The organism is Aliikangiella litoralis (genome assembly GCF_052495765.1).
Genome location: NZ_CP199292.1, coordinates 3,118,129 through 3,141,423 on the forward strand (window position 1 = coordinate 3,118,129; position 23,295 = coordinate 3,141,423).

The window sequence follows — 23,295 nt, forward strand, 5'->3', positions numbered from 1 at the left end:
CGATTAAGAAATTATTCACTACAGCTTGAACAAACAAGTATATAATGAGCTAAATTATATTCACTTTTGAACGTACGCAGATCTAATGAGGATAAAGTAGTTATGTCGCAAAGCTTTCTTCCCAGTGAGAATGGTTTAATACATGCCTGTTTACTGAGAAATTCCAAGCAATATATTACTTGGAATGAGGTATTTCAATGGACAAAACAGCAAGGTCCTTTATGGTTGCATTTAGATCGAACGCACCCTCACGTTGAGCAGTGGCTTCACTCTGAAGACAGTATTATAGACCCAGAAATCGTTAACTCTTTATTAAAAGATGATACTCGCCCTCGTTTTTCAGAAATCAATAATGAACAAGTATTATTAATTGTTAAAGGAATTAACCTGAATAGTGGTGACTCACTGGAGGAAATGGTCTCTTTAAGAATATGGACTGATGGGGTAAGGATAATTACTTTGGGCTTTAAACCGCTACAATCTGTTCAAAAGTTGGCAAACCAGCTAAAATCAGGGACAGGGCCTGAAACAGTCGACACCCTACTCCTCAACCTTTTGCAGAGCATAGACTCTAAAATTGAACCTTTTGTTTATGAATTGAGCAATCAACTTGATACTCTTGAAGATACACATTCTCTCGAAAGTGGCATTGAAATCGCCGGATTATCAGAGCTGCAAACTCAAGCACTTAAACTAAAAAGACATTTGGTTCCACAGCGCGATGTATTAAGGCGTATGCGACAAACAAATAACCATTATTTAAAAGGGTTGCAAAGCTATTGGCGAGAGCTTTATTACGGCATGCACATTTATGTTGATGAATTATCTGAAATAGCTGAGCGCATATTAATGTTACAAGAAGCAAAAAACCAACGCTTGTTACAGCAATCGAACCAAACAATGTATTTATTATCAATTATTGCCGCTATATTCTTACCTTTAAGTTTTCTCACAGGGCTATTAGGGATTAATGTTGGCGGGATTCCCGGCGTGGATAATTCCAGCGCATTTCTAATTGTTTGTATTATTGTTATTATCATTGGCATTGTAGAGTATTTGTTTTTTAAACGTAAGAAATGGTTATAGATAAATGAACAATCAGTCTTTTATTGGAAGGTTTCTGGCATTAGAGTCTGCTTCCGGGATTATTTTAATTATAGCCACAGTGTTTGCTATGGCTTTAAAAAACTCACCTTTGGCCGAAGCCTACCAAAATTTATTAATGATACCTGTTGGCGTTAATATTGGAGAGTTAGGTATTAACAAACCTTTTTTACTTTGGATTAACGATGGTTTTATGGCTGTCTTTTTTTTGGTTGTTGGTTTAGAAATAAAACGAGAGTTACTCGAAGGTCACTTGCAAACTAATGCCCAAAGAGTGCTTCCATTAATTGGAGCTATAGGTGGTGTGATTGTTCCAGCAGGAATTTATCTGGCATTTAACTGGCAAAATGAGTTGTCTAGACATGGCTGGGCTATTCCAACTGCAACAGACATTGCTTTTGCATTGGGTATTTTGGCTTTAGCAGGTAAACATGTACCTGTCACATTAAAGATATTTTTAATGGCGCTAGCTATATTTGATGATTTTATTGCGATTGTTGTTGTTGCTATATTTTATACTTCAGAACTTTCTGTTTCAGTATTAAGCTTATCTTTTATTGGAATAGTCTGCTTATTTATTTTAAACCGACTTAATGTTACTCGATTAGCTGCTTACATTTTAGTGGGGATTTTTGTCTGGATTTGCGTTCTTAAATCTGGAGTACATGCCACTTTGGCTGGTGTTATAACAGGCTTGCTGATACCACTAAAAGTGCCAGATGAAACGATAGATAGTCCATCTAAAAAATTAATTCATTCATTACATCCTTGGGTGGCATTTGGCATATTACCCTTATTTGCATTTGCTAATGCTGGAGTTTCACTTGAGGGTTTTCAATTAGACAAACTGCTACAACCAATACCACTTGGTATTATCGTGAGTTTGTTTATTGGAAAACAATTGGGTGTATTTTCGCTTTGTTGGATTGCAATTAAATTGGGAATCGCACAGCTTCCAGAAAAATCAAACTGGACACAGCTCTATTCAGTTTCCATATTATGTGGTATTGGTTTTACCATGAGCCTATTTATCGGAGGGCTTGCTTTTGAATATGGCGGTGCAGGAGATACTAAAGCTGATCGCTTAGGTATTTTAATCGGTTCTATTTTATCGGCGGTTACAGGCTATATTTTGTTAAAGAAAAGCAGTCAACAAATTTCTTCAAAAGAATAAGCTTGTGTACACTTTTACTCAATCCTACTTGAGTTAGTCTTGGGAAAATACTTATTAAAATGAGAAAATCAATAACAACTAAATTAGTAAGGAGTTTAGCATGACACAAAAAATGACTGTGGGCGCACTAGAATTTTGTTCATTGCCTGACTTAAAAATAAAAGATTTACATATGAGAGTTGATACAGGCGCTAAAACCTCTTCTCTGCATGTCGATAATATTAAAGAGCAGATTAAAGATGGTGCTAAGTGGGTTAGTTTTGATATACACCCTGATTACCACGATGTCGATAAAATAGTGAGAAGAGAAGCTAAAGTTAAAGCTGAGCGTAAGATAAAAACATCAAATGAAGTCAGTGAAAATCGGTATGTTATCAATACAAGAATTTGTCTTAAAGATCAGTCTTGGAATATTGAGCTAACCCTTACAGATCGTTCCAATATGTCTTATTTAATGTTATTGGGGCGTCAGGCGATGGTAGGACGGATTATGGTAGATCCAGAACATGAATACATATTATCTAATTAACAAACAAATAAGTACCTAGTTACTTTACTAAGGAAAAAAGCAGTGAAAATCGCCATTTTATCTAGGAATAAAAAGCTCTATTCTACTAAAAGACTTGTAGAAGCAGGCAAATTACGTGGACATGAAATGCATGTTATCGATACGTTAAAATGTAATATGGAAATTACCTCAACTAAACCATCTGTCTGGTACAAAGGTGAGAAGTTAGTTGGTTTTGATGCTGTTATACCCAGAATTGGTGCTTCGATCACTAATTACGGTATGGCTGTCATTCGACAATTTGAAATGATGGGGGTTTATTGCTTAACTGAATCTGTTGCTTTAGGCCGTTCACGTGACAAGTTGAGAGCTTTGCAACTTTTGTCGCGTAAAGGTCTTGGAATGCCAACAACAGGTTTTGCTCATCATGTTGATAACACCAAAGAATTAATTAAACGTGTTGGTGGTGCTCCATTAGTGGTTAAATTACTTGAAGGCACTCAAGGTCGTGGTGTGGTTTTAGCTGAAACAGCAAAAGCTGGAGAAAGTGTTATTGATGCTTTTAGAGAATTAGGTGCAGACTTTTTGGTTCAGGAGTTTATCAAAGAAGCTGGTGGTAGTGATATTCGCTGTTTAGTTATTGGTAAAAAAGTAGTTGCAGCAATGGAAAGAACAGCACAAGCAGGTGAATTTCGTTCTAACCTACATAGAGGTGGAACAGCTAAAATTATTAAGCTTACGCCCAAAGAGAGAAAAACGGCTGTTGAAGCAGCTCAAATTTTAGGATTAAAGATTTCAGGTGTTGATTTATTACGTTCTGAAAGAGGTCCGCTTGTTATGGAAGTCAACTCATCTCCTGGCTTAGAAGGTATAGAAAAATCAACAGAAAAAGATGTTGCTGGCGCGATTATTGAGTATATTGAAATAAATGCTAAACCCAATAGTAATAAAACAAAAGGTAAAGGATGATAATGGACATTATGAATAAACCGCAAAAGGTTGAAAAAAATTCAACGATTACCATTGGTGGTGTGACTATTCAACCCGGCGAACAAAAAACCATTAGTATTCCTTTGGCTGCAATGGTGACACATGATGATATGCCACTAACAGTACATGTGATTCACGGTAAGAAAAAAGGCCCGTGCTTATTTGTTAGTGCAGCAATTCATGGTGATGAAATTAATGGTGTTGAAATTATTCGTCGTTTACTCAATCAAAAACAAATAAAGCAGCTCAATGGTACTCTAATCGCTATTCCTATTGTCAATGTTCACGGATTTGTTAGTTACTCTCGTTACCTACCTGACGGGCGTGATTTGAATCGCTGTTTTCCAGGAACAAGTAAAGGTTCTTTAGCCAGCCGAATGGCGAACACTTTTTTTCGAGAAATCGTTAGAAAATGTGATTATGGAATTGATCTACATACAGGAGCTAGACACAGAGAAAACTTGCCGCAAATAAGAGCTGATATGGAAAACAGTCAGGTTAAATCACTAGCTTTGGCTTTTGGTGTTCCGGCAATTATTCATTCTAAAATCAGAGATGGTTCGCTTAGAGAAAGTGGTGGAGAAGCTGGGATCCCTATTTTATTGTATGAAGCAGGTGAAGCATTGCGTTTTGATGAACTTGCTATACGTGCTGGTGTTAGAGGGATCTTTAATGTAATGCGTGAGCTAGGCATGAAACCTAAAAAGAAAAAGAAAGTGAAAGAAGATCTACTCCCCATTGTTTCTTCTAATACGGCATGGGTCAGAGCTCCTCATAGCGGTATTCTTAGAGTGATGATTCCTCTTGGAGCCAAAGCTGAAAAAGGAAGTGTTTTAGGAATTATTTCTGATCCGCTTGGACAGAGTGAATTTAATGTACTTGCTCCCACTGAAGGAGTTTTAATAGGTCGAACAAATCTTCCTTTGACTCATGAGGGAGATGCCCTGTTCCACCTTGCTTACTATCAAAAACAAGCAAGCAACGTCGCTGAGCAAGTAGAGAATTTTCAAGATAGCCTGGAACCCGATGCGATGCTGTCAACAACCAGTGAAAATATTGAAATGAACTAATTGAAATATTTAAGTTAACGCATTCAAGTTTTTGATTGTCCTTGAATTATTTCATTGAAATCTTTAGATGATATAACTTCACTTGAGCGCAAATGAAGATCTCTTTGAGGATAAGGAATTTCAATATTGTGCTCATGAAGTTTGTCCCAAACGTTTAATAACAATTCACTGGTCACATTAGCTATGCCATTCATTGGATCATTAATCCAAAACCTCATTTCAATATTCACAGAGCTATCAGCAAAATCTCTTAACAGACAATTAGGTGCTGGGTCTTTCATAATTCGCTTGGTTTCAGCCATTGCTTCAAAACATAACCCCATTGCTTTCCTGACATCAGCCTTATAATGGACCCCGATCATTTTCCTTAAACGAAGTAAGCTATTTGAATGTGACCAATTTTCAACTTTTGTAGTAATCAGCTCTTCATTAGGAATAAGGTGTTCAATTCCATCTCGTGTTAAAACCGATACATAACGAGCACCAAGAGAATCAACTTTGCCATAGTCTTCACCAATTGTAATGACGTCGCCCGGCTTGATTGATTTATCAATTAACAAGATAAATCCACTAATTAAATTAGCAAATATTTTTTGTAAGCCAAAACCCAAACCAACACCAATTGCCCCACCTAATACAGCAAATGCTGTTAAATCAATACCAACGATTGATAAAGCAAAAATAAATGCCATAATGGCCAATCCAATACGCAATAACTTAGCTGATAAAACTTGAAGCGAAGGGGTTAAATGCGGCGAACGTTTTAGACGTCCTTCAATGAGTTGCCCTGCTAATGCTGTTGCCCATAATAAAATGGCCAGTGCGGCAACACCTTGAATAATTGCTAATACCGAAATGCTTACTTGGCCAAGCGTTAATGCTGTTTTTGCAAGAATTTGGAGTGTTTTATCTAGCAGCCCAACAATATTTAGTGCGGCTACTAACCAGGCAGTTAAAGCAATAAATTTTGAAGCTAATGGATTAGCAACAAAAACTGCGACCATATTAATGACTACCCAGGCGGTAATTAAACTTGAGGCTATCACAATCATTGTATGACGATAACCTAACTTTTCTATTACCACTTCAGCAATTAGTTGAACCATTAGCCAAATTAATGGAAATACAATTCGAGCCAAAGTCAACCAAAGCCTTGACAGTAAAGGGTTAGCCGAATGTTTTTGACCAAACGGTTGGATTTGTTGCTTCAAATAATTCGCCACAGGCCAAGCCATTATTGCTGCGGCTACTATGATCGCCAATTCTATGAGTGTATCGGTTGATGCTAATGAAGTTTGAAACCAGTCAGCTATTTGATGAAATAGTTTTGACCAAAGTGCTTGGTTGTTAAGTTCATTTGTAACCGACTGAGATTCAGCCATTTTATAACCACCTTTTTTTACGGAAATAAATTATCTGAAGTATTGCGACAATAAGCATAATGCCTAGTAAAACAAAGTAGCCACTTGGGCTTGATAGTTCTGGCATATTTTGAAAGTTCATACCATAAATGCCAGCCATAAATGTTAGTGGTACAAAAATAACGGTGATTATGGTTAACAGTTGCATTACTCGATTTAATTGATGAGATGCCATCCCTAAATACCCATCGGTCAAATCGGTGCAGTTTTGATAATGCATTGTTGCCAAGCTTTGGGTTCTTTCAATTTGTTCATACAAATCGACTAATTCATGTGTTAAAGACTGGTCAATAATTGGATCTTGATTATGACGCAGCCAGCTAGCTATCGTTTTATGATAATTGGCGATACGAGTTAAACTTCTGAGTTGTGATTTATAGCCCGTTAATTCTGCTAGTAATTTATCATCAGGCTGAATAAACATTTGTTCTTCAATTTCATCTAAACGAGGCTCTAGCTCAAATAAAATTTCTATATATCGTCGAGCTAATCGATTGCTCAACAAAATGGCGAGTTTGCTGGGGCCTGCTTCGATTAAAGCAATATTTTGTTCGAGCTCATTAATTAACCAGTTAGCGGAAACCGAAGGTTTTGCATGTCGAGTAATTAAGAACCTTTGCCCGACAAAAAGAGATAGTTGAATAATTCCAAAATCAACGCCATGACTATTCGCATCAAGACCACGCAGCAAAATAAATAAAAAATTATCAAACCGTTCTATTTTAGGAGGATGTCGAGATCTTAAGGCATCTTGTATAGCAAGCGGATGAATATTAAATTGTTCTAACAAGGCTATTTCACCACTTTCATTTTCAAGATCTAACCATAAAATATTTTCATCAGAGTCACGCCATTTTTGAATAAGTTCAACACCACCTTTTTCAAGCTTTTTAGTCGAAGGTTGATAGAGAAATGTTTTTATCATAATAAATCCTCTGAATATTGATTTCGGTGGTAGTTATCAAATCCTATCTTGTACTAAGTTGATAGTAAGGCTATTTTTTCATCTAACAGTTTAATTTTATGTTGTAATTGAGTTTGTTTAGCTTCATTGTTTTCATCAACTGTTTTTTGTAACTCAACCAACAGAGTATCCCTTTCAAAAATTAATACTTCTTTTTCGCTAGCCGCTTCAGCTTTGTCAAAAACTTTTTCTTCAACAGAACTTTGAGTCTCAGTATGGCTCATTTTAATATTAAACTTTTCAGGAATAAAAGCGGTTTGACTGTCAAACTGCCGAGAATTCATAAAATTTGGAGAGACAATTTCAATTTCTGCGGTATGCAATTGATCAAGTACCGCTTTATATAAATTAGAACGCCAGGTTACTAAACTTTTAACCTCATTAAGAAATCCCGATATTTTATAAGTGACAGAAAAATCCCCCAGCGATTTGATTAAAACAAAAGGGGTTTCTAAGCCGATCGACTCGGCAGCTAATATCAGATGTTTTTCTATTTTTTTACGAGGCACATCATAGCCTAAAGATAAAGAGCAAGTAATTAAAGTACCTTCGTGTGAAATTACCGTAACGCTGTTATTAATTAAGAATAAATTGGGGTAAGTGATTAAATCTTTATCTTCATTTTGCACTTCTGTGTGAAACAGCCCGCGTTCTGTCACTCGACTAAGTTGATCATTAAAGCGTAAATAATCTCCAGGCTTAAAAGTATTAATAACCCTTAACATAAGCCCAGCCATTGCATTCGAAACAAATGTTGTTGATGATAGAGCGATAATCGAGGTTAAGACAATACCGATTAAACTCAGAATTTGTCCGCGGGTGTTATCACTGATTGGTAAAGCAAGAATAATGGTTAGTAGAGAAACAATGGTTAATAATAACATGCCAATTTGACGCGGCAATTTTTGCTCTGCACCTATTTTAGGGTTACGCTTTATCCAAAGCCAATTAGCGAGTGTGAGCAATGCGGCACAAGCAGCAATCACAATAATTAAAGTTAGATTTTGCTGAAATAAGTCGAGCACTTTTTGCATAAGCTTAATTTCTCAATTTTTTGCATAAGCTAATTAAGTCAATCATACCATTAAATATTGATGAAAATAAGTTTATCCATTTGAATGGCTATTTGCATTGACGATATATTTTTTCTCAGTCTTTTGTGGTTAGAATAAGTAGTTCAACGATAATCCAAACCAGCTGAAGTCTTCTAGGGTTTCACCTTGTTGCTTTTGTAACCCTTTGCTATTGGCTAAATAACTCTGTAACTTAAGTCGAGAGTTAAACCTGTAATTAGCTTCAAGCCCTACCTGCAAGTCATTCCAACCATTGTGTTCATTAACAACATAGCGGTTGTTAATGCCAACACTAATGTAAGGAGCTAAGGTAAACCGATCATTTATTTTTCTTTGATGGGTTACTCGCCAACTAAAAAAACTACCTGCTGATTGTTTTGAATGTACATAACTCATTAGATAGACAAGGGCCCAACTCCCTTGGTACTCGATATCAAGACCAAGCTCATGATCGTGGCTATTCTCATGTTGAAACGTTAAGTAAGTATATTGAGGGGTGATAGTCAGCCGATCTAAAAAAATGCTATAGCCTAAACCAATATTAAGCTCTTGATAGTGGTTATCAGTATTATTGACACTTTCAGCTTTCCATAAATGAGTTAACCAACGACTACTGCCCTGCCCTTCAAATTCTTTTTCAGCTAATACCGATAATAAATGGCCATCTGTGAGGTTATTACGTCCTTCAGAAATATAGAGGCTGTCAAAACCTAAGGTAAGGCTTATCGGTGTTGATAATGCTGTGGTGCAGATAAAGCAATGAAACAGCACAATTAAGATGAATTGTTTCGATGAGCGTTTCATCAAGTGCCTTTATTCTTATTGGTTGGCAAACAGACGACCTTATTTAAGACTGTATAATATAGATGTAGTAATAAGTATATTTAAATTGTTGATGACTACCTACTGATTTTTGAGATAAAAAATGAATCAGCTGATATTATTCCCACAAGGATCCAATATTATTAAAAAACAGTACCTATGAAATAAAAAAGCCAGGCAGATCGCTTGGCTTTTTTAACAGGTGGTTAAATATCAACCATTAACTGTAAAATAATCGATACGTTTAGCGACAACTAGTGGCATTGTAGTCCACCACAATTGATGCTCCGCTAGCAGTACCCGATACTTTTAAATATCCCCAATACTGGCTTTGGTTGCTGATTACAATACATTCACCGTTACCTGAATTGGTTGATGAAGCTTGAACATTAGAACTATTTGGCCAGCCTGCATTACTATACTCCAAATTGATGTCTCCACTGCCATTACCAGTTGAAATCGCTATACTTGTAGCGCCTGAAACGTCAGCTAATGAAAACCACATTGGATCTTGGCTACCTAAACAAGTGGCAGTGCCATCTTGTAAACGACCACCAGTTTGAGGGCCGCTCGTGCTACAAGCATTTGGTACATTACTTCCGCTCTTAGCTGTGTAGCTTCCTGTTAAGCTTGTATCATAAGCGTTGTAACCTGCAATCATGATATGATAAGTACCCGCTTGAACGTTGCTAATTGTGCAGGTTTCATTATTACCATTTAACCAAGGACGGCAATCATAAGTTTGCTGAGTTGGCTTATTACCAAAGCGAACATATAAGTCAGCATCACCACTACCGCCACTGATACTAAAGCTTAAATCAGTCGCGTTAGCTGGCACTTGCATGGTAAAGAAGTTTTCAGAGCCTTGAGCACCTTGTGTAGCCATTGGTACACCATTAGCAAGTTCAGTTCCATTACTGACTGAGTCAATCCTTGCTGTTGTTTTAGCTGAAGCTCTTAAACCACCATTATCGGTTACCGTTAAAGTAACTTCATAATCACCAACTGCGGTATATTGATGGCTAGGATTAGCTGAGGTACTTGTTGAGCCGTCACCAAAAGTCCATTCATAGCTTGTGATTGTGCCGTCAGTATCAGCTGAGCCTGCGCTGCTAAAATTGATGCTCGCGCCAATGGCGCCTGTATATGGACCATTTACATTAGCTGTAGGTGCTTTGTTACCACCTGTACCATTGGCTAAGTCTTGTGTCCATTGAGTAAATTCATTGCTATAGTTACTTACCCATGTATTTAAACGTGACTTATAAGCGGTCCAGTTTCCCGCTCGTGTTGAAGCTAACATTGAATCAACTTCATTACGATGACGTTCAAACATAAAACGAACCGCTAAGTACCCCCAACGATAAATTCTATCTTGATCAAAACCATCATAAGTTGTTTCAAAAATTGTTCCTAATGTGTAAGTTGAACCATCTTTAATTGTATCTATTGCAGCTTGGTTATCATCTTGTTTAGAAACATATTCAGCAACGCCTTCTGTCCACCAAACTGTTCGTTCAGTTGGCGCATTAAAATCACCATAAAGATCAAATCGTCCATCTAAATAATGTACATATTCATGTTCTAAATTCCAAACATAATGATCAGCATTAGCATAAGTCGCTTCATAGGCAACAAAGTTAGCTTGATTGCCTTGAACGGAAGGATCACCTTCTAAATACATACCACCATTATTGGTATTGATTTTAAAAATCGCTTTTGCATATTTACCATAGTCAGTATCACTATCAAAAATATTAACTTGCAAAAATGCATTAAAATCATCTGCAACAGGTGTGTTATTCGTTGCTAATTGGTTATGAAATAATGTTTCTTCAAATCCCATTTTTTGACAAGCAGAATTTAGTTGAGTGCTTGTCATGTTTTGTGAGCGTATTTTTATCGTTGAGCTACATGTATGACTTTGCGATAAAACTTGAGCTTCTACTTTTTGGGCAAATCCGCAAATATTATAGTCAGCACAATTACCATAATACTCTGCAGTATCTGCGGCAGCTAACCACACGGCATCGCCTGTACCAACCATTTGATAAGTTGAAAAAACTCTGTTTAATGCGCTATCAACTGAACTTTGAATTGACGTACCAGAATAAGTTTTTAAACGACCTAATTCGCCACCAGCATTGGCAATCATAAATTCAGCATCAGTACCAACCATCCAGCTACTCAAGGCAAAATCACGTAATCTAGTAACCAAAGTAGTATCACTACCAACTTGATTGACAAAATTGCTATTCCATTGTCCGCGGAAAATAAGAGTAAAAAAACCATTAATTGCATTTCGCATATTCCATTTATTTGCATAACTCTGGTTCCAACGGCTCAACCAATTTTTTGCTACACCAATATAGACATCTTGTTGTTCTGAACTATCCATTGTAATAATAACTTCGGCCAAGGTTTTACCATGCGCATCATTATCATCATAAAAATGACTGTTATTAACAAAAGCATCAATAGCTCCTTTTACAGCAGGCTTTACCCAAGATACAAAACTGACACCATCATTATAAAACTCAACATAATATCCTGCACGAAGATATAGAAACATTGCTTCAATGTCTGCATCACCACCACCGTTATAACTGCTCGATAGTCCTTTCACATGATTGGCTACGGCATACATATTATCTGAGCTATAGGCGCTGACTTGCACACTTGAAGAAGCACTAAATAATTCGTTTACACAAGTACTGCCTTGAGTTTTAATTTGATTAATTAACGTTGTCGAATTTGAAGTCGCAAAAGCGTTAACATCACAAGCAACTGCCGCTGCAGACTGACTTAATAGACTATTATTTGCTAGTAAAGAATGAGTTGCTACAGCATGAGGATCTTTTAAGTTGGTTTGTGCTGTTGGCGGTTGTTTTAAATCATCAGCTTTTAGCATTTGATGAAAGGACATATCACTTTTACGAACACTATGATGTCTTGAGTGTCCATGAAATCTTGGAGTTGTCGTTGTTGGTTGTTGTGGCGCAATTAAGCGCGAGATTTTTTCTATTGCAACAGGCTGCGCTAATTCACTCTTTGCTAATGCAGGTGAAATAGCCACACTACCTAAACCTGTCAGCAATGCCGACAGTGGAAATATAAACCGGGTTATTTTCATTGTTGAGTACCTAAATTAATTATTTTTGTGCTTTTAATTTGCAATTTTGTTCCCACTAAAACCGAATAAATTTTTATCAAACTTTAGTTTTGTTTTGCTGGAACCTAATAAGAAATATCATATAATTTATTTGGTACGCAATGTAATATTTACATTTATTCGAATAATTTTTGCATTTGTATACTATGACACTTTCTAATAATAGAAGGGTTTTAACGTCATTTACCTAAATTAAGAAATATAATTTGGGTAAATGCAAACTTTAATAAGAATAATTATTTTCACGTGTCATTTAACTGATCCAAACCTAATATTAATAATAACTTCATAAAAGCAGATTAAACTGCTCCAATAAGCAATATTTGGAGATAAAAAAAGATGAAGTTTCAACAAGATAATATTAGCTTCAATTAACTAGATTTATATAAAAAGGTTAATAAAGATAAGTTGTAGTAATAAAGTTGAATAAACACTCAGATAATGCACTAACCTTTTGATGATCTAGGATGAATTAAATTGATACTAACTTTTAGACTTTGATTTGATGTTGCAAAAAAGAATATCCGGTTCAAGTAACGCTAATTCTAATGCAGCCGCATAGCGGATCCGAGGAGATGCTGTAGAAAGTTTTTCTTGTAACTTTTCCTGACTAATCGTTGCTCCCATAAAATATCGTTGCCCTACTTGATATTTATTACCATGCTTTTTCCAAGTATAGGCAACTTTATCAACATCGGGAAAAGGCAGATTTTCATCCTCATCAATCATTGTATTTTCAGGTGTATTATCATTTGGTATTGCAGTAATCTCATCTGGAGTAGCAATGGTTAAATCATAACGTTCTAAATCGATACCCGTTATTAAACTAAAAGATTCCGCAGCTAAACGTGCCGTATCAACTTTACGCATTCTTTCTATTAACCAAGGAATTGCATGTGGATCACCTAATGCCCCAACAGCTTTAATAATCATTCTTGTTTGTTCTGGTAAGCTAGCAAGCTGTGAAATCCAGGTACGTGCAATTTCAACGGGTAGTACTCGAAAAGCCGTTTGAACGGCTATTTCTTGCATAGGCCCAGGAGTTATCACATAACTATTCAGTTGATTAGCGGCTGAAAAATCCCCTAAAAGTATTGTTGACCAATTAACCCAGAATTTTACTTCTGGATTATTATCGCTATAAGCTTCATCTAAAGCCCATTGCATTTCATGTCGCTTTAACTCACCTATTAAGCGAACTGCTCTAGCTCGTAGTTTGGGGTAAGCTAAACATTCTTCTCGTTGTAAAACTTTATTAAATAACTCTCCTGGATTTTCTCGTCTAACACTACAAGCAGCAATTGCTAGATATTTATGTTCTAAATCTTTGCTGGTTAAAAACTTATTAATCCACTCTAACGCTAAAGCATCTGGTAACCATCCCATAGCCGAAGTCAAAGCTTTTACGCATGCTTCGTTGGCAAACCCAGCTGACACAATTGTTTTTATTTTTTCTAAATCTCGGCTTCTAAAAGCGATTACTGCCGCAACAAAAATATCTGCTGGTCTTTCTATTGAAGCATGTTCGAGACACAACTCCCATGTGTCTTCTAATGAATTCATTAACCCATCTAGATTTTGATCAATATTTTCATCTAATTGATTAATATCAATAATTGAATAGTGAGGTTGCTTGATTGCAAAGGAACGAGTTTTCCATAAGTTAGCCGCTTGTTCAAAATAGTGTTCAACTTGGGCTTGCGGAGCCTCATTAAAACGATTTTCTAACTTATTTTTTAATACTTCGATGATTTTCATAATGCACAAAAACTAACCAACAGTTTGCCGTCATCAAATGCAGGTTAGGTACTTCTCCTTATTAATCAGTAACAATGCTTTCTCTTACGAGTTTGAACCTCACTATTATAAATCAATCGTATAAAAGTATCCCTAGATTTGGTGAAAATTATGAGTAATTCTAAAGCGCTCTCTTTTATTTAAAAGAAAACGCTACGGAGTAATGGGTTTAGTTTATGGGGGTTGTTAATAGGTTTGTTAATAAAGTGCCATCGGACAAACGAAAACCTTATTTAAAACCACTTTTTATTCTGTTTTAGTAAAGACAAATGCTCTTTAATTTCTGTTACATCAACACGCATTCTTTTCGCTTTGCTTAATGCTTTTTTCTGCATATTGATTGCTTCATCATAATTTTCTAAGGCAGCATAGGCAGCAGCTTTGATTTCATATTCTGTCGCATTATCCCAAAATGAATATTCAGATAATTCATCAGCCAATCGAATGGCTTTTTGAGGATTTTTAACTTCAGCAAAAGGTGATTTTATCAACATCCACGCACTCAAATGAATATTAGAAAACAGAGATACATAACCCAAAACACCTATCAGAGAGAGCTGTTTTTTTAGCTTTTATATCAACTAAAATTTTTGATTCAACTAGTTCTCGAGTAGTAATCATTATTAGCATTACTGTATTTACTATTTATCATCGGCTAAATTGCGTGCTGATACTTCAATGTTTTTTGAGTGTTTTTTTTGTCGAGATTTTCTTGACCACATATTTAATAATTCTACAAGTGATGAAAATGCCATCGCAGTATAAATATAACCTTTAGGTATATGGAATCCAAATCCATCAGCAATTAGAGTTGTACCTATCATCATTAAAAAGCCAAGCGCTAACATCACAATAGTGGGATTTACACGAATAAACTCAGAAAGTGGATCAGCGGCTAACAGCATTGTAATCACAGCAAAAATGACAGCAATTACCATTATTGGAATATGATCAGTCATACCTACAGCGGTGATGATACTATCAAGAGAAAATACAGTATCTAAAATTAAAACTTGCAGAATAACGGTGCTAAACCCTGTTGCTACAATAGTAGGATTTAAGGTATCGGGCCCAGGTTCTGGATCAACATAATGGTGGATTTCTTTTGTGGCTTTCCAAACTAGAAATAAGCCACCAGTAATTAATATTAGATCTCGCCAGGAAAAAGTGTGTGAAAAAATCGTAAATAATGGTTCAACTAATTTAACAATAAAAGCGACTGCTCCGAGCAAAATAAGCCGTAGTAATAATGCCGCCCCAATACCAATTTTTCTTGCCTTTGGGCGCATTTCTTCAGGTAGCTTATTCGTTAAAACAGAAATAAAAATAAGATTATCAATACCAAGTACAATCTCCATGATAATAAGCGATATAAGTGCGACCCAAGCGGTTGGTTCGGTTAATAGCGTCAGTAAATAATCCAAATTTTAATCCTTATTTATTTGTTGCTAAAGTATAACTGAATAGCAATAAGTTATTCTATTCATTCGAGCTTTTATAAGATTTTTCTATTCATTCTACTAATGGGTAAGTCATAGATAATAGCTTGAAACCTAGATTATTATAAATACTGCTCCTAAATGCCGCTAGTTTATCTGCTAATGAAGATAAATAGCTATAGAAAATAATACTTCATCGACTGTCTGAACGATAACACAATATAATGCTGCTATTTTATCTGTTAACTTGCAAAACCATAAAAAATAGCTGAAATTAACCATAAAACCTCAATTGCAACTGGTGGTTGACAAGTTAACAACCTAACTTGCTAGTCTGCAACTATGCTATTTTTTATGATAGCGGCACCAACAAATGAAGGAATGAAGATTATGATTTTAGCAGAAAAGATAGTTAGATTAAGAAAACAGATTGGCTGGTCGCAAGAAGATTTAGCAGAGAAAATGAGTGTTTCCAGACAGTCAGTCTCCAAATGGGAGAGCACAAACAGCATACCCGATTTAAACAAAATCATTATGCTGGCCGAAATTTTTGACGTATCAACAGATTATTTATTAAAAGACGATGTTGAAACATCTGAAACAAGCAGTAATAACTTGGAGGTTAACACCGTACAAATAAGCTTGGAACAAGCAATGAAGTATGTCGACAACAAGATAGCTGCGGCTCAATTAATAGCCAAAGGTGTATTTTTGTGTATTGGTTCTACTGTACCGCTTTTTGCCCTATTAGCTATGGCCGAAACAAATCTGTTGAATCTAACTTCTAGCATTGCAACAGTAATAGGTATTGTATTTATATTGGTAATGGTTGCTATTGGTGTCAGCTTTTTTATCAGAACCAATCAGTATGAAAGTGATACATCCCCTATAGAAAATGAAGAGTTTGAGCTGGCCTATGGTGTACACAGTGTTTTTAAAGAAAAGTTAAAAAAATTTAGAGGTATTTATAATTTAAGGTTATCGGTAGGAATTTCCATGTTTATTTTTTGTGTTGTTCCTCTACTGGCTGGTAGCATTTTGTCCGACGGTTCAGAAATGATATTAATGATGCTTATTGTAACCATTCTAATGGTAGCCATAGGTGTTTACATAGTGGTTCCTGCTTCAGCTCAATATGAAGCCTACAGCCAAATTTTACAGGAAAATGGCTTCGAAATAAGCAAAAGCAGGCGTACCAAACGAGCAGAAAAGCTTGCCGCATTCTACTGGCCTTTGTTAACTGCTATATATATCGGCTGGAGTTTGTGGACTATGGATTGGCAAATCACTTGGATTGTTTGGCCTGTTGGTGCGATTTTATTCGCTGCTCTGGTTGGATTAATGGAGTTATTAGATAAAGAAGATATGTGATGCAAAGTAGAAAATTAAGGATGTTTTAAATGACTAAAGGACTCATTAATATACGCAATGAGTCCAAAAACTGGTTACGTTTACTGAACAGTAAATTTAAAGAATTAAAGCATCACCGGGCTCGGTAAACACTAATGAATGAAACCCTTTAGATTCTAAATGACGCTTCACTTTTTCGTGAACCACAATCGTTGTTATGCTTTCTGCTAAACGAAAAATATACAAGCCTTTGATTGAACGAGGTTCTAACTCTAAACTTTCAATGCTGGCGTCAATTAATTTTGAGTCACCTAAATAAACCGTACCGGGACCTGCTGCTTTAATTAGGCCGATAATATTAATCGCTTTATAACCTTCATAAGTTACAGAATAATCTTCGTTATGTAGTAAAACATCGTAAGTGATAATATTATCCACACCAATTTCTATCAACGCATCAACAAACGCTTGGCTGGCTATTGGTGGTTCATCAAAAAACGGTAACAGTTGTTTATTTTCAAAACCCTCAGTAATTTCAACATGGATTGGTTGCTCTGGTTCTTCAGTAAATGTCTGCCCAAACATCCAACTATTATTCATATCATCTGGCAAGTCGGGCATACCATATAAAAGCATTCTTTCAGGGTTTTGTGCTGTTAAAAAATAATATTTGTCTTTAATCAAAGCATAACCTCCATGTCTTCAACAACTAAAGAATTAAAGCATCGCCAGGTTCAATAAAGTTTAAATCTTCAAACCCTTTGGATTCTAAATGACGTTTGACTTTTTCATGCAGAACAATGGTCGATATACTTTCTGCTAAACGAAAGATATACAAGCCTTTGATTGAACGAGGTTCTAGTTCTAAAGTATCGATGCTGGCATCAATAAGCCGTGAGTCACTTAAGTAAACCGTACCTGGGCCAGCCGCTTTAACTAGTCCAATAATATTAATTGCTTTAAACCCCTCATAAGTTACGGAATAATCTTCGTTATGCAGTAATACATCATAGGTGATAATATTATCCACGCCAATTTCTATCAATGCATCAACAAACGCTTGGCTGGCAACTGGTGGGGTTTTAAAAAAAGGAAGCAGTTTTTTTCTCTCAAAGCCCTCTGTGATCTCAACATGAATAGGTTGCTCGGGTTCTTCAGTAAATATCTGACCAAACATCCAATCATCCTTCAGATCGTTAGGTAAATCAGGCATACCATATAAAAGCATTTGATCTTCGCCACCAGTCGTTAATAGATAATATTTATTAATTTCAGTGTTATTTTCTAGCATAATGATTAAAGAATTAAAGCATCACCGGGATCGGTAAACACTAATGAATGAAATCCTTTAGATTCTAAATGACGCTTCACTTTTTCATGCACAACAATGGTCGATATACTTTCTGCTAAACGAAAAATATACAAGCCTTTGATTGAGCGAGGCTCTAACTCTAAACTTTCAATGCTGGCGTCAATTAATTTTGAGTCACCTAAATAAACCGTACCGGGACCTGCTGCTTTAATTAGGCCGATAATATTAATCGCTTTATAACCTTCATAAGTTACAGAATAATCTTCGTTATGCAGTAAAACATCATAGGTGATAATATTATCCACGCCAATTTCGATTAAGGCATCAACAAATTCCTGATTGGCTATAAATGGGTGATCAAAGCAAGGAAGTAATTGTTTTTTTTCAAAGCCTTCCTGTATCTCGACATGAATTGGTTGCTCGGGTTCTTCAGTAAATGTTTGCCCAAACATCCAATCGTCTTTCAGATCATTAGGCAAATCAGGCATGCCATATAACATCATTCTTTCAGGATTTTGTGCTGTTAAAAAATAATATTTGTCTTTAATCAAAGCATAACCTCCATATATTCAACAACTAAAGAATTAAAGCATCGTCGGGATCGGTAAACACTAATGAATGAAATCCTTTAGATTCTAAATGGCGCTTCACTTTTTCATGCACAACAATTGTTCTCATGCTCTCTGCCAGTCTGAACATATATAAACCTTTGATTGAACGAGGTTCTAACTCTAAACTTTCAATGCTGGCGTCAATTAATTTTGAATCACCTAAATAAACGGTGCCGGGGCCAGCCGCTTTAATTAAGCCGATAATATTAATCGCTTTATAACCTTCATAAGTTACGGAATAATCTTCGTTATGCAGTAATACATCGTAAGTGATAATATTATCTACGCCAATTTCAATGAGAGCATCAACAAATTCTCGACTCGCAACTGGCGGGGTTTTGAAAAAAGGCAGTAACTGTTTTTTCTCAAAGCCTTCTTGAATTTCGACATGAATAGGTTGCTCTGGTTCTTCAGTAAATGTCTGCCCAAACATCCAACTATTATTCATATCATCTGGCAAGTCGGGCATTCCATATAAAAGCATTTGTTCTGGGTTAAGTGTAGAAAGAATATAATACTTTTCTTTAATCAAAGCATAACCTCCATGTATTCAACAACTAAAGAATTAAAGCATCGCCGGGATCGGTAAACACTAATGAATGAAATCCTTTAGATTCTAAATGACGCTTCACTTTTTCGTGAACCACAATCGTTGTTATGCTTTCTGCTAAACGAAATATATACAAACCTTTGATTGAACGAGGTTCTAACTCTAAACTTTCAATGCTGGCGTCAATTAACTTTGAGTCACCTAAATAAACCGTACCGGGACCTGCTGCTTTAATTAGGCCGATAATATTAATCGCTTTAAAACCTTCGTAAGTTACAGAATAATCTTCGTTATGTAGTAAAACATCGTAAGTGATAATATTATCCACACCAATTTCTATCAACGCATCAACAAACGCTTGGCTGGCTATTGGTGGTTCATCAAAAAACGGTAACAGTTGTTTATTTTCAAAACCCTCGGTAATTTCAACATGGATTGGTTGTTCTGGTTCTTCAGTAAATGTTTGCCCAAACATCCAACTATTATTCATATCATCTGGCAAGTCGGGCATACCATATAAAAGCATTCTTTCAGGGTTTTGTGCTGATAGAATATAATACTTTTCCTGCTTTTCTTGTGTCATAGATAAACCTTTTTACTATAAAATTTTATCAATTTGGCCTTTCTTTTTGGTTTGTTTAAGACTTTTTACATATTCTTCCATTAAAACCTTGTCTGTATATAAAGGGGCTCGCCAAACACTCCCCGTCAGAAAACGTTTTAAGTTGCCTGAGAGCTTATTCAGATTGCCACCTAAACCTTTAGGGGCATCAAACTTGCCATCATCTTTACTTTTTGAAGCTTCGGGGCACTCCCCACCAGCCATCAATTTTAACTTTTCTCCCATTTTATTCAGAGCTTTCTTTACCTCATTTGAATAGTCTACATGCCGCATATGAAACTGGGCCCCATTAGAAACCCGAATTGCCTCGGCTACATAGGCATGTTTAAACTCTTCTGATTGCTCATAAAAAGTTTTCCCCAAGCGCTTTAAAATAACTTTCATACCATCAGTCGATGGCCATTTATTACTCATGGACAAAGCATAAGGACTTGGCAACCAAACACCATTTAAGCGTTGGTTAACATCGTACCCCACTGACTGGTTATCTTTAATTTTAGTGCTGATGCCCCCTTTTTTATAATGCGTAATCACATTATTATCACCAAGGAAAGCGACTACTTTTGACCCCTTTAAAGATTCATTACCGGGAATTAAATGATGAGGGGCATATTGTAATTCATAGCAATAAAGCCATTCGTCATCATAAGTATAAGTTTGCGCAACTTTTTCTTTCTTTTTAACACCCACTTCCCACTTAACTAAAGCATCAGCTTTATATTGCACCCAAACTTCTTTATTTTCTTTTTTACCCAAATTTTTTCCAAGCTTAGTGCCCAAATTAGCCGGCATAATATCCGTATCTTCATCGGGCGCTTGCAGTTCCATTTGATCGGGCTTAGCTTCTTTCTCTTCACTATGCCAAGGACAAGTTTTTTCGCTGTGCTTTTCATCATTAAAAAACTCAGGAATAGAAATTGATTCACCTAATTGCATACATTTTACTCCTATACATATCACGGTACTCCGCTTTACCTTGCATCCATGAATAACTCATTTTTCTCTGCTGGCTAAATAACACATGCCGCTCCTCTAAACGATTGTTCGGAGGATGCATAACATAATATGGGGGCTTTTTTCATTGATGATAGAGCCAATAAAACAGCGCCTGAAGCCGCACCTAAATCACCATAACAATCGGCTGGGTGCATTAATAAACAGTCTGGATCAATCAGGTTACTGTTTCTAATCATTGCGACCCCCAACTCTTTTGCCCCAAACGATTCGCCATTTAAACTACTGTAAACTTGTTCAATTGTTCCTGTTGCCATTGTGGGAAAATCAAGGAGTGCCTGACTAAACGCTTGCGACAAGCCATCACCTCGATAAGGTTCTTCACTATAACGGTGGCCTAACTCTTCGGCAAAACCGGGACGTAATATTTTTCGGTGCTGCCTAAAGTTTTCATCTTTGGTTAATAACAAAAAGCCTGCCCCTTCGCCTGGTACAAATGCATCGGCTTGGCCGGGTTCTGTTTGGATGCGTTTTTCTTTTAAAAGTGCATTAATGGTCATTGGATGCCAATAGGTATCAACACCACCGATTAATACCGATTGTTTTTCGCTATTGTTTTCCAAGAACTCAAAAGCACTTTCCAACGCGTAAAACACGGCGGCTCTGCCCATTGGGAAAACTTTACTGTTATCAAAATCTAATGCTATTTCTGTTTGCATTTGTAAATGTTTAAGAAAAACTGAACGCATAGGCAATGGACTATTGGGAGCTGGTAGTGGCTCTGGCCCGGCTAAAAATAATGGCAATGGTTCGTTCACATTAGCTAACACTTCTTTCAATGCTGGGTCAGCCAGTTTTAACATTCTTGCCTGTCTTGCATTCAGTCCTGTTGCATCTGCTAATTCATCGGCTAAAGGTGGCAGCGCATCTTCCGGCACTTGCGTCATTTTTATCGCATCAATTTTACCATTGTGATAACTCGACACCTGATAAACATTAATGGCTGCTTTTACCGATGCTGCTGTCATTTGACTATTCATGCCCACAGGCGTAATCATACCTGTAGCAACTATGTATAATTGTTTTAGCTGACTACTCAAAGTAACTCCTTGCCTTTACATTCACAAAAGGTACATCAGCTTCTAAAACGGCTATTTCTAATGCTGCTGCCAAGCGTTGTCTTTGATAACCATTAACCACTATGGGTTTTAACACATCACGACCGGGCGTAACGCCTAATACATATCGCTTACCAGCTTCATAATTGACAGCACGTTTTTGCCAGATCTGGGCAACTTTTTTTACATCTGGGTAAGCGAGGTTTTCGTCTGCATCCATTTCTATACTGTCATCTTCAGGAGCATTGTTTGGAATAACAGCAATATTGTCGGGCGTTTCAATGCTAAGTTGCTCTTGCTCAAGATCGATTCCTGTGATTTGAGTAAAAGCTTCACCTGCCAGACGAGCACTCTCTTCTAATTTCATTTTTTCTATTAACCAAGGTACTGCATGTGGATCACCTAAAACCCCAGTGGCTTGAATCACGGTACGAGCCTGTTCAGGATTGGCCGCTAGTTGAGAGATCCATTGGCGTCCTTGTGGTATGGGCAAGACCCGAAAGATAGTTTGAATAGCTAAATCTTTTAGTGGACTTTCTTCTTCGATATAAGCTTGCAACCGATTAACCGCGGAGCGGTTACCTAATAATATCGCAGACCAGTTGGCCCAAAATTTAACTTGTGGATCATCATGTTCAAATGCTTGATTAAGTGCCCATTGGCAATCTTTAAGCTTGAGCTCACCAATTAAGCGCAATGTTCTTGCAAACAGTCGATTATGCGCTAAACAATCTTCTCGCTGTAAAATACCATTGATTACATCACCAGGATCCATTCGGCGAGCGCCTAATACTGCAATAGCTAAAAACTTATGATCTAAATTTTTACTCGCTAAAAATTTTTGTACCCAATCATTAGTGATTTTTTCTGGCAGCCAGGCTAAAGCAGAAATAAGCCCTTTGACGGAGTCATCATTTTTTAATCCTGTTGTTACAGCTATTTTTATTTTATCAATATCGGCACTTTTAAAAGCAACAACTGATGCAGTAAAAACTTCTCCTGCTTGCTCAAACTCCAGTCCTTCGAGGCAAATATCCCAGGCTTGCTCAACAGAACTCATTAAACCATCTAAGTTGGCTTCAATACGCTGCTCTATTTCAAGAATATCAAATAATTTGTAATGTGGTTGTTTAAGCGATACGGCTCTTAATTCCCATAGAAAAGACGCATCAGCAGCATATTGATCAAAAATATCACGAAATGCTGAATTTGTTTTTGTTTGGACCAGGTTAGTTGCTTTCATT

General features: G+C 36.5%; 22 protein-coding genes. 6 read left to right on the forward strand and 16 right to left on the reverse strand.

Annotated features, from left to right (window positions below):
• The first annotated feature begins 102 nt into the window (after positions 1-102).
• The 5 genes from ACT5E3_RS12785 (at position 103) to ACT5E3_RS12805 (ending at position 4,846) form a co-directional block, all read left to right on the forward strand.
• Entirely contained in the window at positions 103-1,086 is a 984-nt protein-coding gene (locus tag ACT5E3_RS12785) for a CorA family divalent cation transporter (protein WP_444993927.1), read from the forward strand.
• A 4-nt stretch (positions 1,087-1,090) separates the two neighbouring features.
• Positions 1,091-2,278 (forward strand): Na+/H+ antiporter NhaA, encoded by a 1,188-nt coding sequence (gene nhaA / locus ACT5E3_RS12790; protein WP_444993928.1) that lies wholly within the window; start codon positions 1,091-1,093, stop codon positions 2,276-2,278.
• A 100-nt stretch (positions 2,279-2,378) separates the two neighbouring features.
• Positions 2,379-2,807, forward strand: a complete 429-nt coding sequence (locus tag ACT5E3_RS12795; RefSeq protein ID WP_444993929.1) for an ATP-dependent zinc protease family protein — start codon at positions 2,379-2,381, stop codon at positions 2,805-2,807.
• 42 nt (positions 2,808-2,849) lie between these two features.
• Complete coding sequence (rimK, locus tag ACT5E3_RS12800; RefSeq protein ID WP_444993930.1) at positions 2,850-3,755, forward strand: 30S ribosomal protein S6--L-glutamate ligase; 906 nt, start codon at positions 2,850-2,852, stop codon at positions 3,753-3,755.
• An 11-nt stretch (positions 3,756-3,766) separates the two neighbouring features.
• Positions 3,767-4,846, forward strand: coding sequence for a succinylglutamate desuccinylase/aspartoacylase family protein (locus ACT5E3_RS12805; protein WP_444993931.1), 1,080 nt, complete (start codon positions 3,767-3,769; stop codon positions 4,844-4,846).
• Between the two features lie 23 nt (positions 4,847-4,869).
• Here ACT5E3_RS12805 and ACT5E3_RS12810 read toward each other — a convergent pair whose 3' ends face one another.
• From ACT5E3_RS12810 to ACT5E3_RS12845, 8 genes are all read right to left on the reverse strand, one after another.
• Complete coding sequence (locus ACT5E3_RS12810) at positions 4,870-6,228, reverse strand: mechanosensitive ion channel family protein (RefSeq protein ID WP_444993932.1); 1,359 nt, start codon at positions 6,226-6,228, stop codon at positions 4,870-4,872.
• 1 nt (position 6,229) lies between these two features.
• Positions 6,230-7,192, reverse strand: a complete 963-nt coding sequence (locus tag ACT5E3_RS12815; RefSeq protein ID WP_444993933.1) for a magnesium transporter CorA family protein — start codon at positions 7,190-7,192, stop codon at positions 6,230-6,232.
• A gap of 53 nt (positions 7,193-7,245) precedes the next feature.
• Entirely contained in the window at positions 7,246-8,265 is a 1,020-nt protein-coding gene (locus tag ACT5E3_RS12820; RefSeq protein ID WP_444993934.1) for a mechanosensitive ion channel family protein, read from the reverse strand.
• Between the two features lie 129 nt (positions 8,266-8,394).
• The gene (locus tag ACT5E3_RS12825) at positions 8,395-9,108 is read right to left on the reverse strand and encodes a hypothetical protein (RefSeq protein WP_444993935.1); all 714 of its coding nucleotides are present in this window, start codon (positions 9,106-9,108) and stop codon (positions 8,395-8,397) included.
• A gap of 262 nt (positions 9,109-9,370) precedes the next feature.
• On the reverse strand, positions 9,371-12,259 hold the full coding sequence (locus ACT5E3_RS12830; protein ID WP_444993936.1) for a collagenase: 2,889 nt from the start codon (positions 12,257-12,259) through the stop codon (positions 9,371-9,373).
• Between the two features lie 522 nt (positions 12,260-12,781).
• Positions 12,782-14,056, reverse strand: a complete 1,275-nt coding sequence (locus tag ACT5E3_RS12835; RefSeq protein ID WP_444993937.1) for a TIGR02270 family protein — start codon at positions 14,054-14,056, stop codon at positions 12,782-12,784.
• 272 nt (positions 14,057-14,328) lie between these two features.
• Positions 14,329-14,589 carry a hypothetical protein gene (locus ACT5E3_RS12840; RefSeq protein ID WP_444993938.1) on the reverse strand — a complete coding sequence of 87 codons (261 nt, stop codon included), beginning with the start codon at positions 14,587-14,589 and terminating at the stop codon, positions 14,329-14,331.
• Between the two features lie 147 nt (positions 14,590-14,736).
• On the reverse strand, positions 14,737-15,519 hold the full coding sequence (locus ACT5E3_RS12845) for a TerC family protein (protein WP_444993939.1): 783 nt from the start codon (positions 15,517-15,519) through the stop codon (positions 14,737-14,739).
• Between the two features lie 405 nt (positions 15,520-15,924).
• Here ACT5E3_RS12845 and ACT5E3_RS12850 point away from each other — a divergent pair, with 405 nt between their 5' ends.
• Positions 15,925-16,905 (forward strand): helix-turn-helix domain-containing protein, encoded by a 981-nt coding sequence (locus tag ACT5E3_RS12850; protein ID WP_444993940.1) that lies wholly within the window; start codon positions 15,925-15,927, stop codon positions 16,903-16,905.
• A 96-nt stretch (positions 16,906-17,001) separates the two neighbouring features.
• On the opposite strand, the gene ACT5E3_RS12855 is transcribed toward ACT5E3_RS12850, so the two are convergent.
• The 8 genes from ACT5E3_RS12855 to ACT5E3_RS12890 all read right to left on the reverse strand — a co-directional run bounded on the left by ACT5E3_RS12855 (position 17,002) and on the right by ACT5E3_RS12890 (position 23,294).
• Positions 17,002-17,568: a hypothetical protein gene (locus ACT5E3_RS12855; protein WP_444993941.1), complete on the reverse strand. Its 567-nt coding sequence runs from the start codon at positions 17,566-17,568 to the stop codon at positions 17,002-17,004.
• Between the two features lie 25 nt (positions 17,569-17,593).
• The gene (locus ACT5E3_RS12860) at positions 17,594-18,175 is read right to left on the reverse strand and encodes a hypothetical protein (RefSeq protein ID WP_444993942.1); all 582 of its coding nucleotides are present in this window, start codon (positions 18,173-18,175) and stop codon (positions 17,594-17,596) included.
• A gap of 5 nt (positions 18,176-18,180) precedes the next feature.
• Positions 18,181-18,747 carry a hypothetical protein gene (locus ACT5E3_RS12865; protein ID WP_444993943.1) on the reverse strand — a complete coding sequence of 189 codons (567 nt, stop codon included), beginning with the start codon at positions 18,745-18,747 and terminating at the stop codon, positions 18,181-18,183.
• Between the two features lie 25 nt (positions 18,748-18,772).
• Positions 18,773-19,339, reverse strand: a complete 567-nt coding sequence (locus ACT5E3_RS12870; RefSeq protein WP_444993944.1) for a hypothetical protein — start codon at positions 19,337-19,339, stop codon at positions 18,773-18,775.
• A 25-nt stretch (positions 19,340-19,364) separates the two neighbouring features.
• Positions 19,365-19,940: a hypothetical protein gene (locus ACT5E3_RS12875; protein WP_444993945.1), complete on the reverse strand. Its 576-nt coding sequence runs from the start codon at positions 19,938-19,940 to the stop codon at positions 19,365-19,367.
• A gap of 15 nt (positions 19,941-19,955) precedes the next feature.
• Positions 19,956-20,915, reverse strand: coding sequence for a hypothetical protein (locus ACT5E3_RS12880; protein WP_444993946.1), 960 nt, complete (start codon positions 20,913-20,915; stop codon positions 19,956-19,958).
• A gap of 74 nt (positions 20,916-20,989) precedes the next feature.
• Entirely contained in the window at positions 20,990-22,033 is a 1,044-nt protein-coding gene (locus tag ACT5E3_RS12885; RefSeq protein ID WP_444993947.1) for a hypothetical protein, read from the reverse strand.
• Positions 22,026-23,294, reverse strand: a complete 1,269-nt coding sequence (locus ACT5E3_RS12890) for a TIGR02270 family protein (protein ID WP_444993948.1) — start codon at positions 23,292-23,294, stop codon at positions 22,026-22,028. Before ACT5E3_RS12890 ends, ACT5E3_RS12885 begins: the two co-directional genes overlap by 8 nt.
• Position 23,295: the final 1 nt, after the last annotated feature.

Coding starts and splice junctions, on each gene's coding strand:
- ACT5E3_RS12785 (WP_444993927.1), top strand. CDS start 103: ATGTCGCAAAGCTTTCTTCCCAGTGAGAATGGTTTAATACATGCCTGT.
- nhaA (WP_444993928.1), top strand. CDS start 1,091: ATGAACAATCAGTCTTTTATTGGAAGGTTTCTGGCATTAGAGTCTGCT.
- ACT5E3_RS12795 (WP_444993929.1), top strand. CDS start 2,379: ATGACACAAAAAATGACTGTGGGCGCACTAGAATTTTGTTCATTGCCT.
- ACT5E3_RS12805 (WP_444993931.1), top strand. CDS start 3,767: ATGAATAAACCGCAAAAGGTTGAAAAAAATTCAACGATTACCATTGGT.
- ACT5E3_RS12810 (WP_444993932.1), bottom strand. CDS start 6,228: ATGGCTGAATCTCAGTCGGTTACAAATGAACTTAACAACCAAGCACTT.
- ACT5E3_RS12815 (WP_444993933.1), bottom strand. CDS start 7,192: ATGATAAAAACATTTCTCTATCAACCTTCGACTAAAAAGCTTGAAAAA.
- ACT5E3_RS12820 (WP_444993934.1), bottom strand. CDS start 8,265: ATGCAAAAAGTGCTCGACTTATTTCAGCAAAATCTAACTTTAATTATT.
- ACT5E3_RS12825 (WP_444993935.1), bottom strand. CDS start 9,108: ATGAAACGCTCATCGAAACAATTCATCTTAATTGTGCTGTTTCATTGC.
- ACT5E3_RS12830 (WP_444993936.1), bottom strand. CDS start 12,259: ATGAAAATAACCCGGTTTATATTTCCACTGTCGGCATTGCTGACAGGT.
- ACT5E3_RS12835 (WP_444993937.1), bottom strand. CDS start 14,056: ATGAAAATCATCGAAGTATTAAAAAATAAGTTAGAAAATCGTTTTAAT.
- ACT5E3_RS12840 (WP_444993938.1), bottom strand. CDS start 14,589: ATGTTGATAAAATCACCTTTTGCTGAAGTTAAAAATCCTCAAAAAGCC.
- ACT5E3_RS12850 (WP_444993940.1), top strand. CDS start 15,925: ATGATTTTAGCAGAAAAGATAGTTAGATTAAGAAAACAGATTGGCTGG.
- ACT5E3_RS12860 (WP_444993942.1), bottom strand. CDS start 18,175: ATGCTAGAAAATAACACTGAAATTAATAAATATTATCTATTAACGACT.
- ACT5E3_RS12875 (WP_444993945.1), bottom strand. CDS start 19,940: ATGACACAAGAAAAGCAGGAAAAGTATTATATTCTATCAGCACAAAAC.
- ACT5E3_RS12880 (WP_444993946.1), bottom strand. CDS start 20,915: ATGCAATTAGGTGAATCAATTTCTATTCCTGAGTTTTTTAATGATGAA.
- ACT5E3_RS12890 (WP_444993948.1), bottom strand. CDS start 23,294: ATGAAAGCAACTAACCTGGTCCAAACAAAAACAAATTCAGCATTTCGT.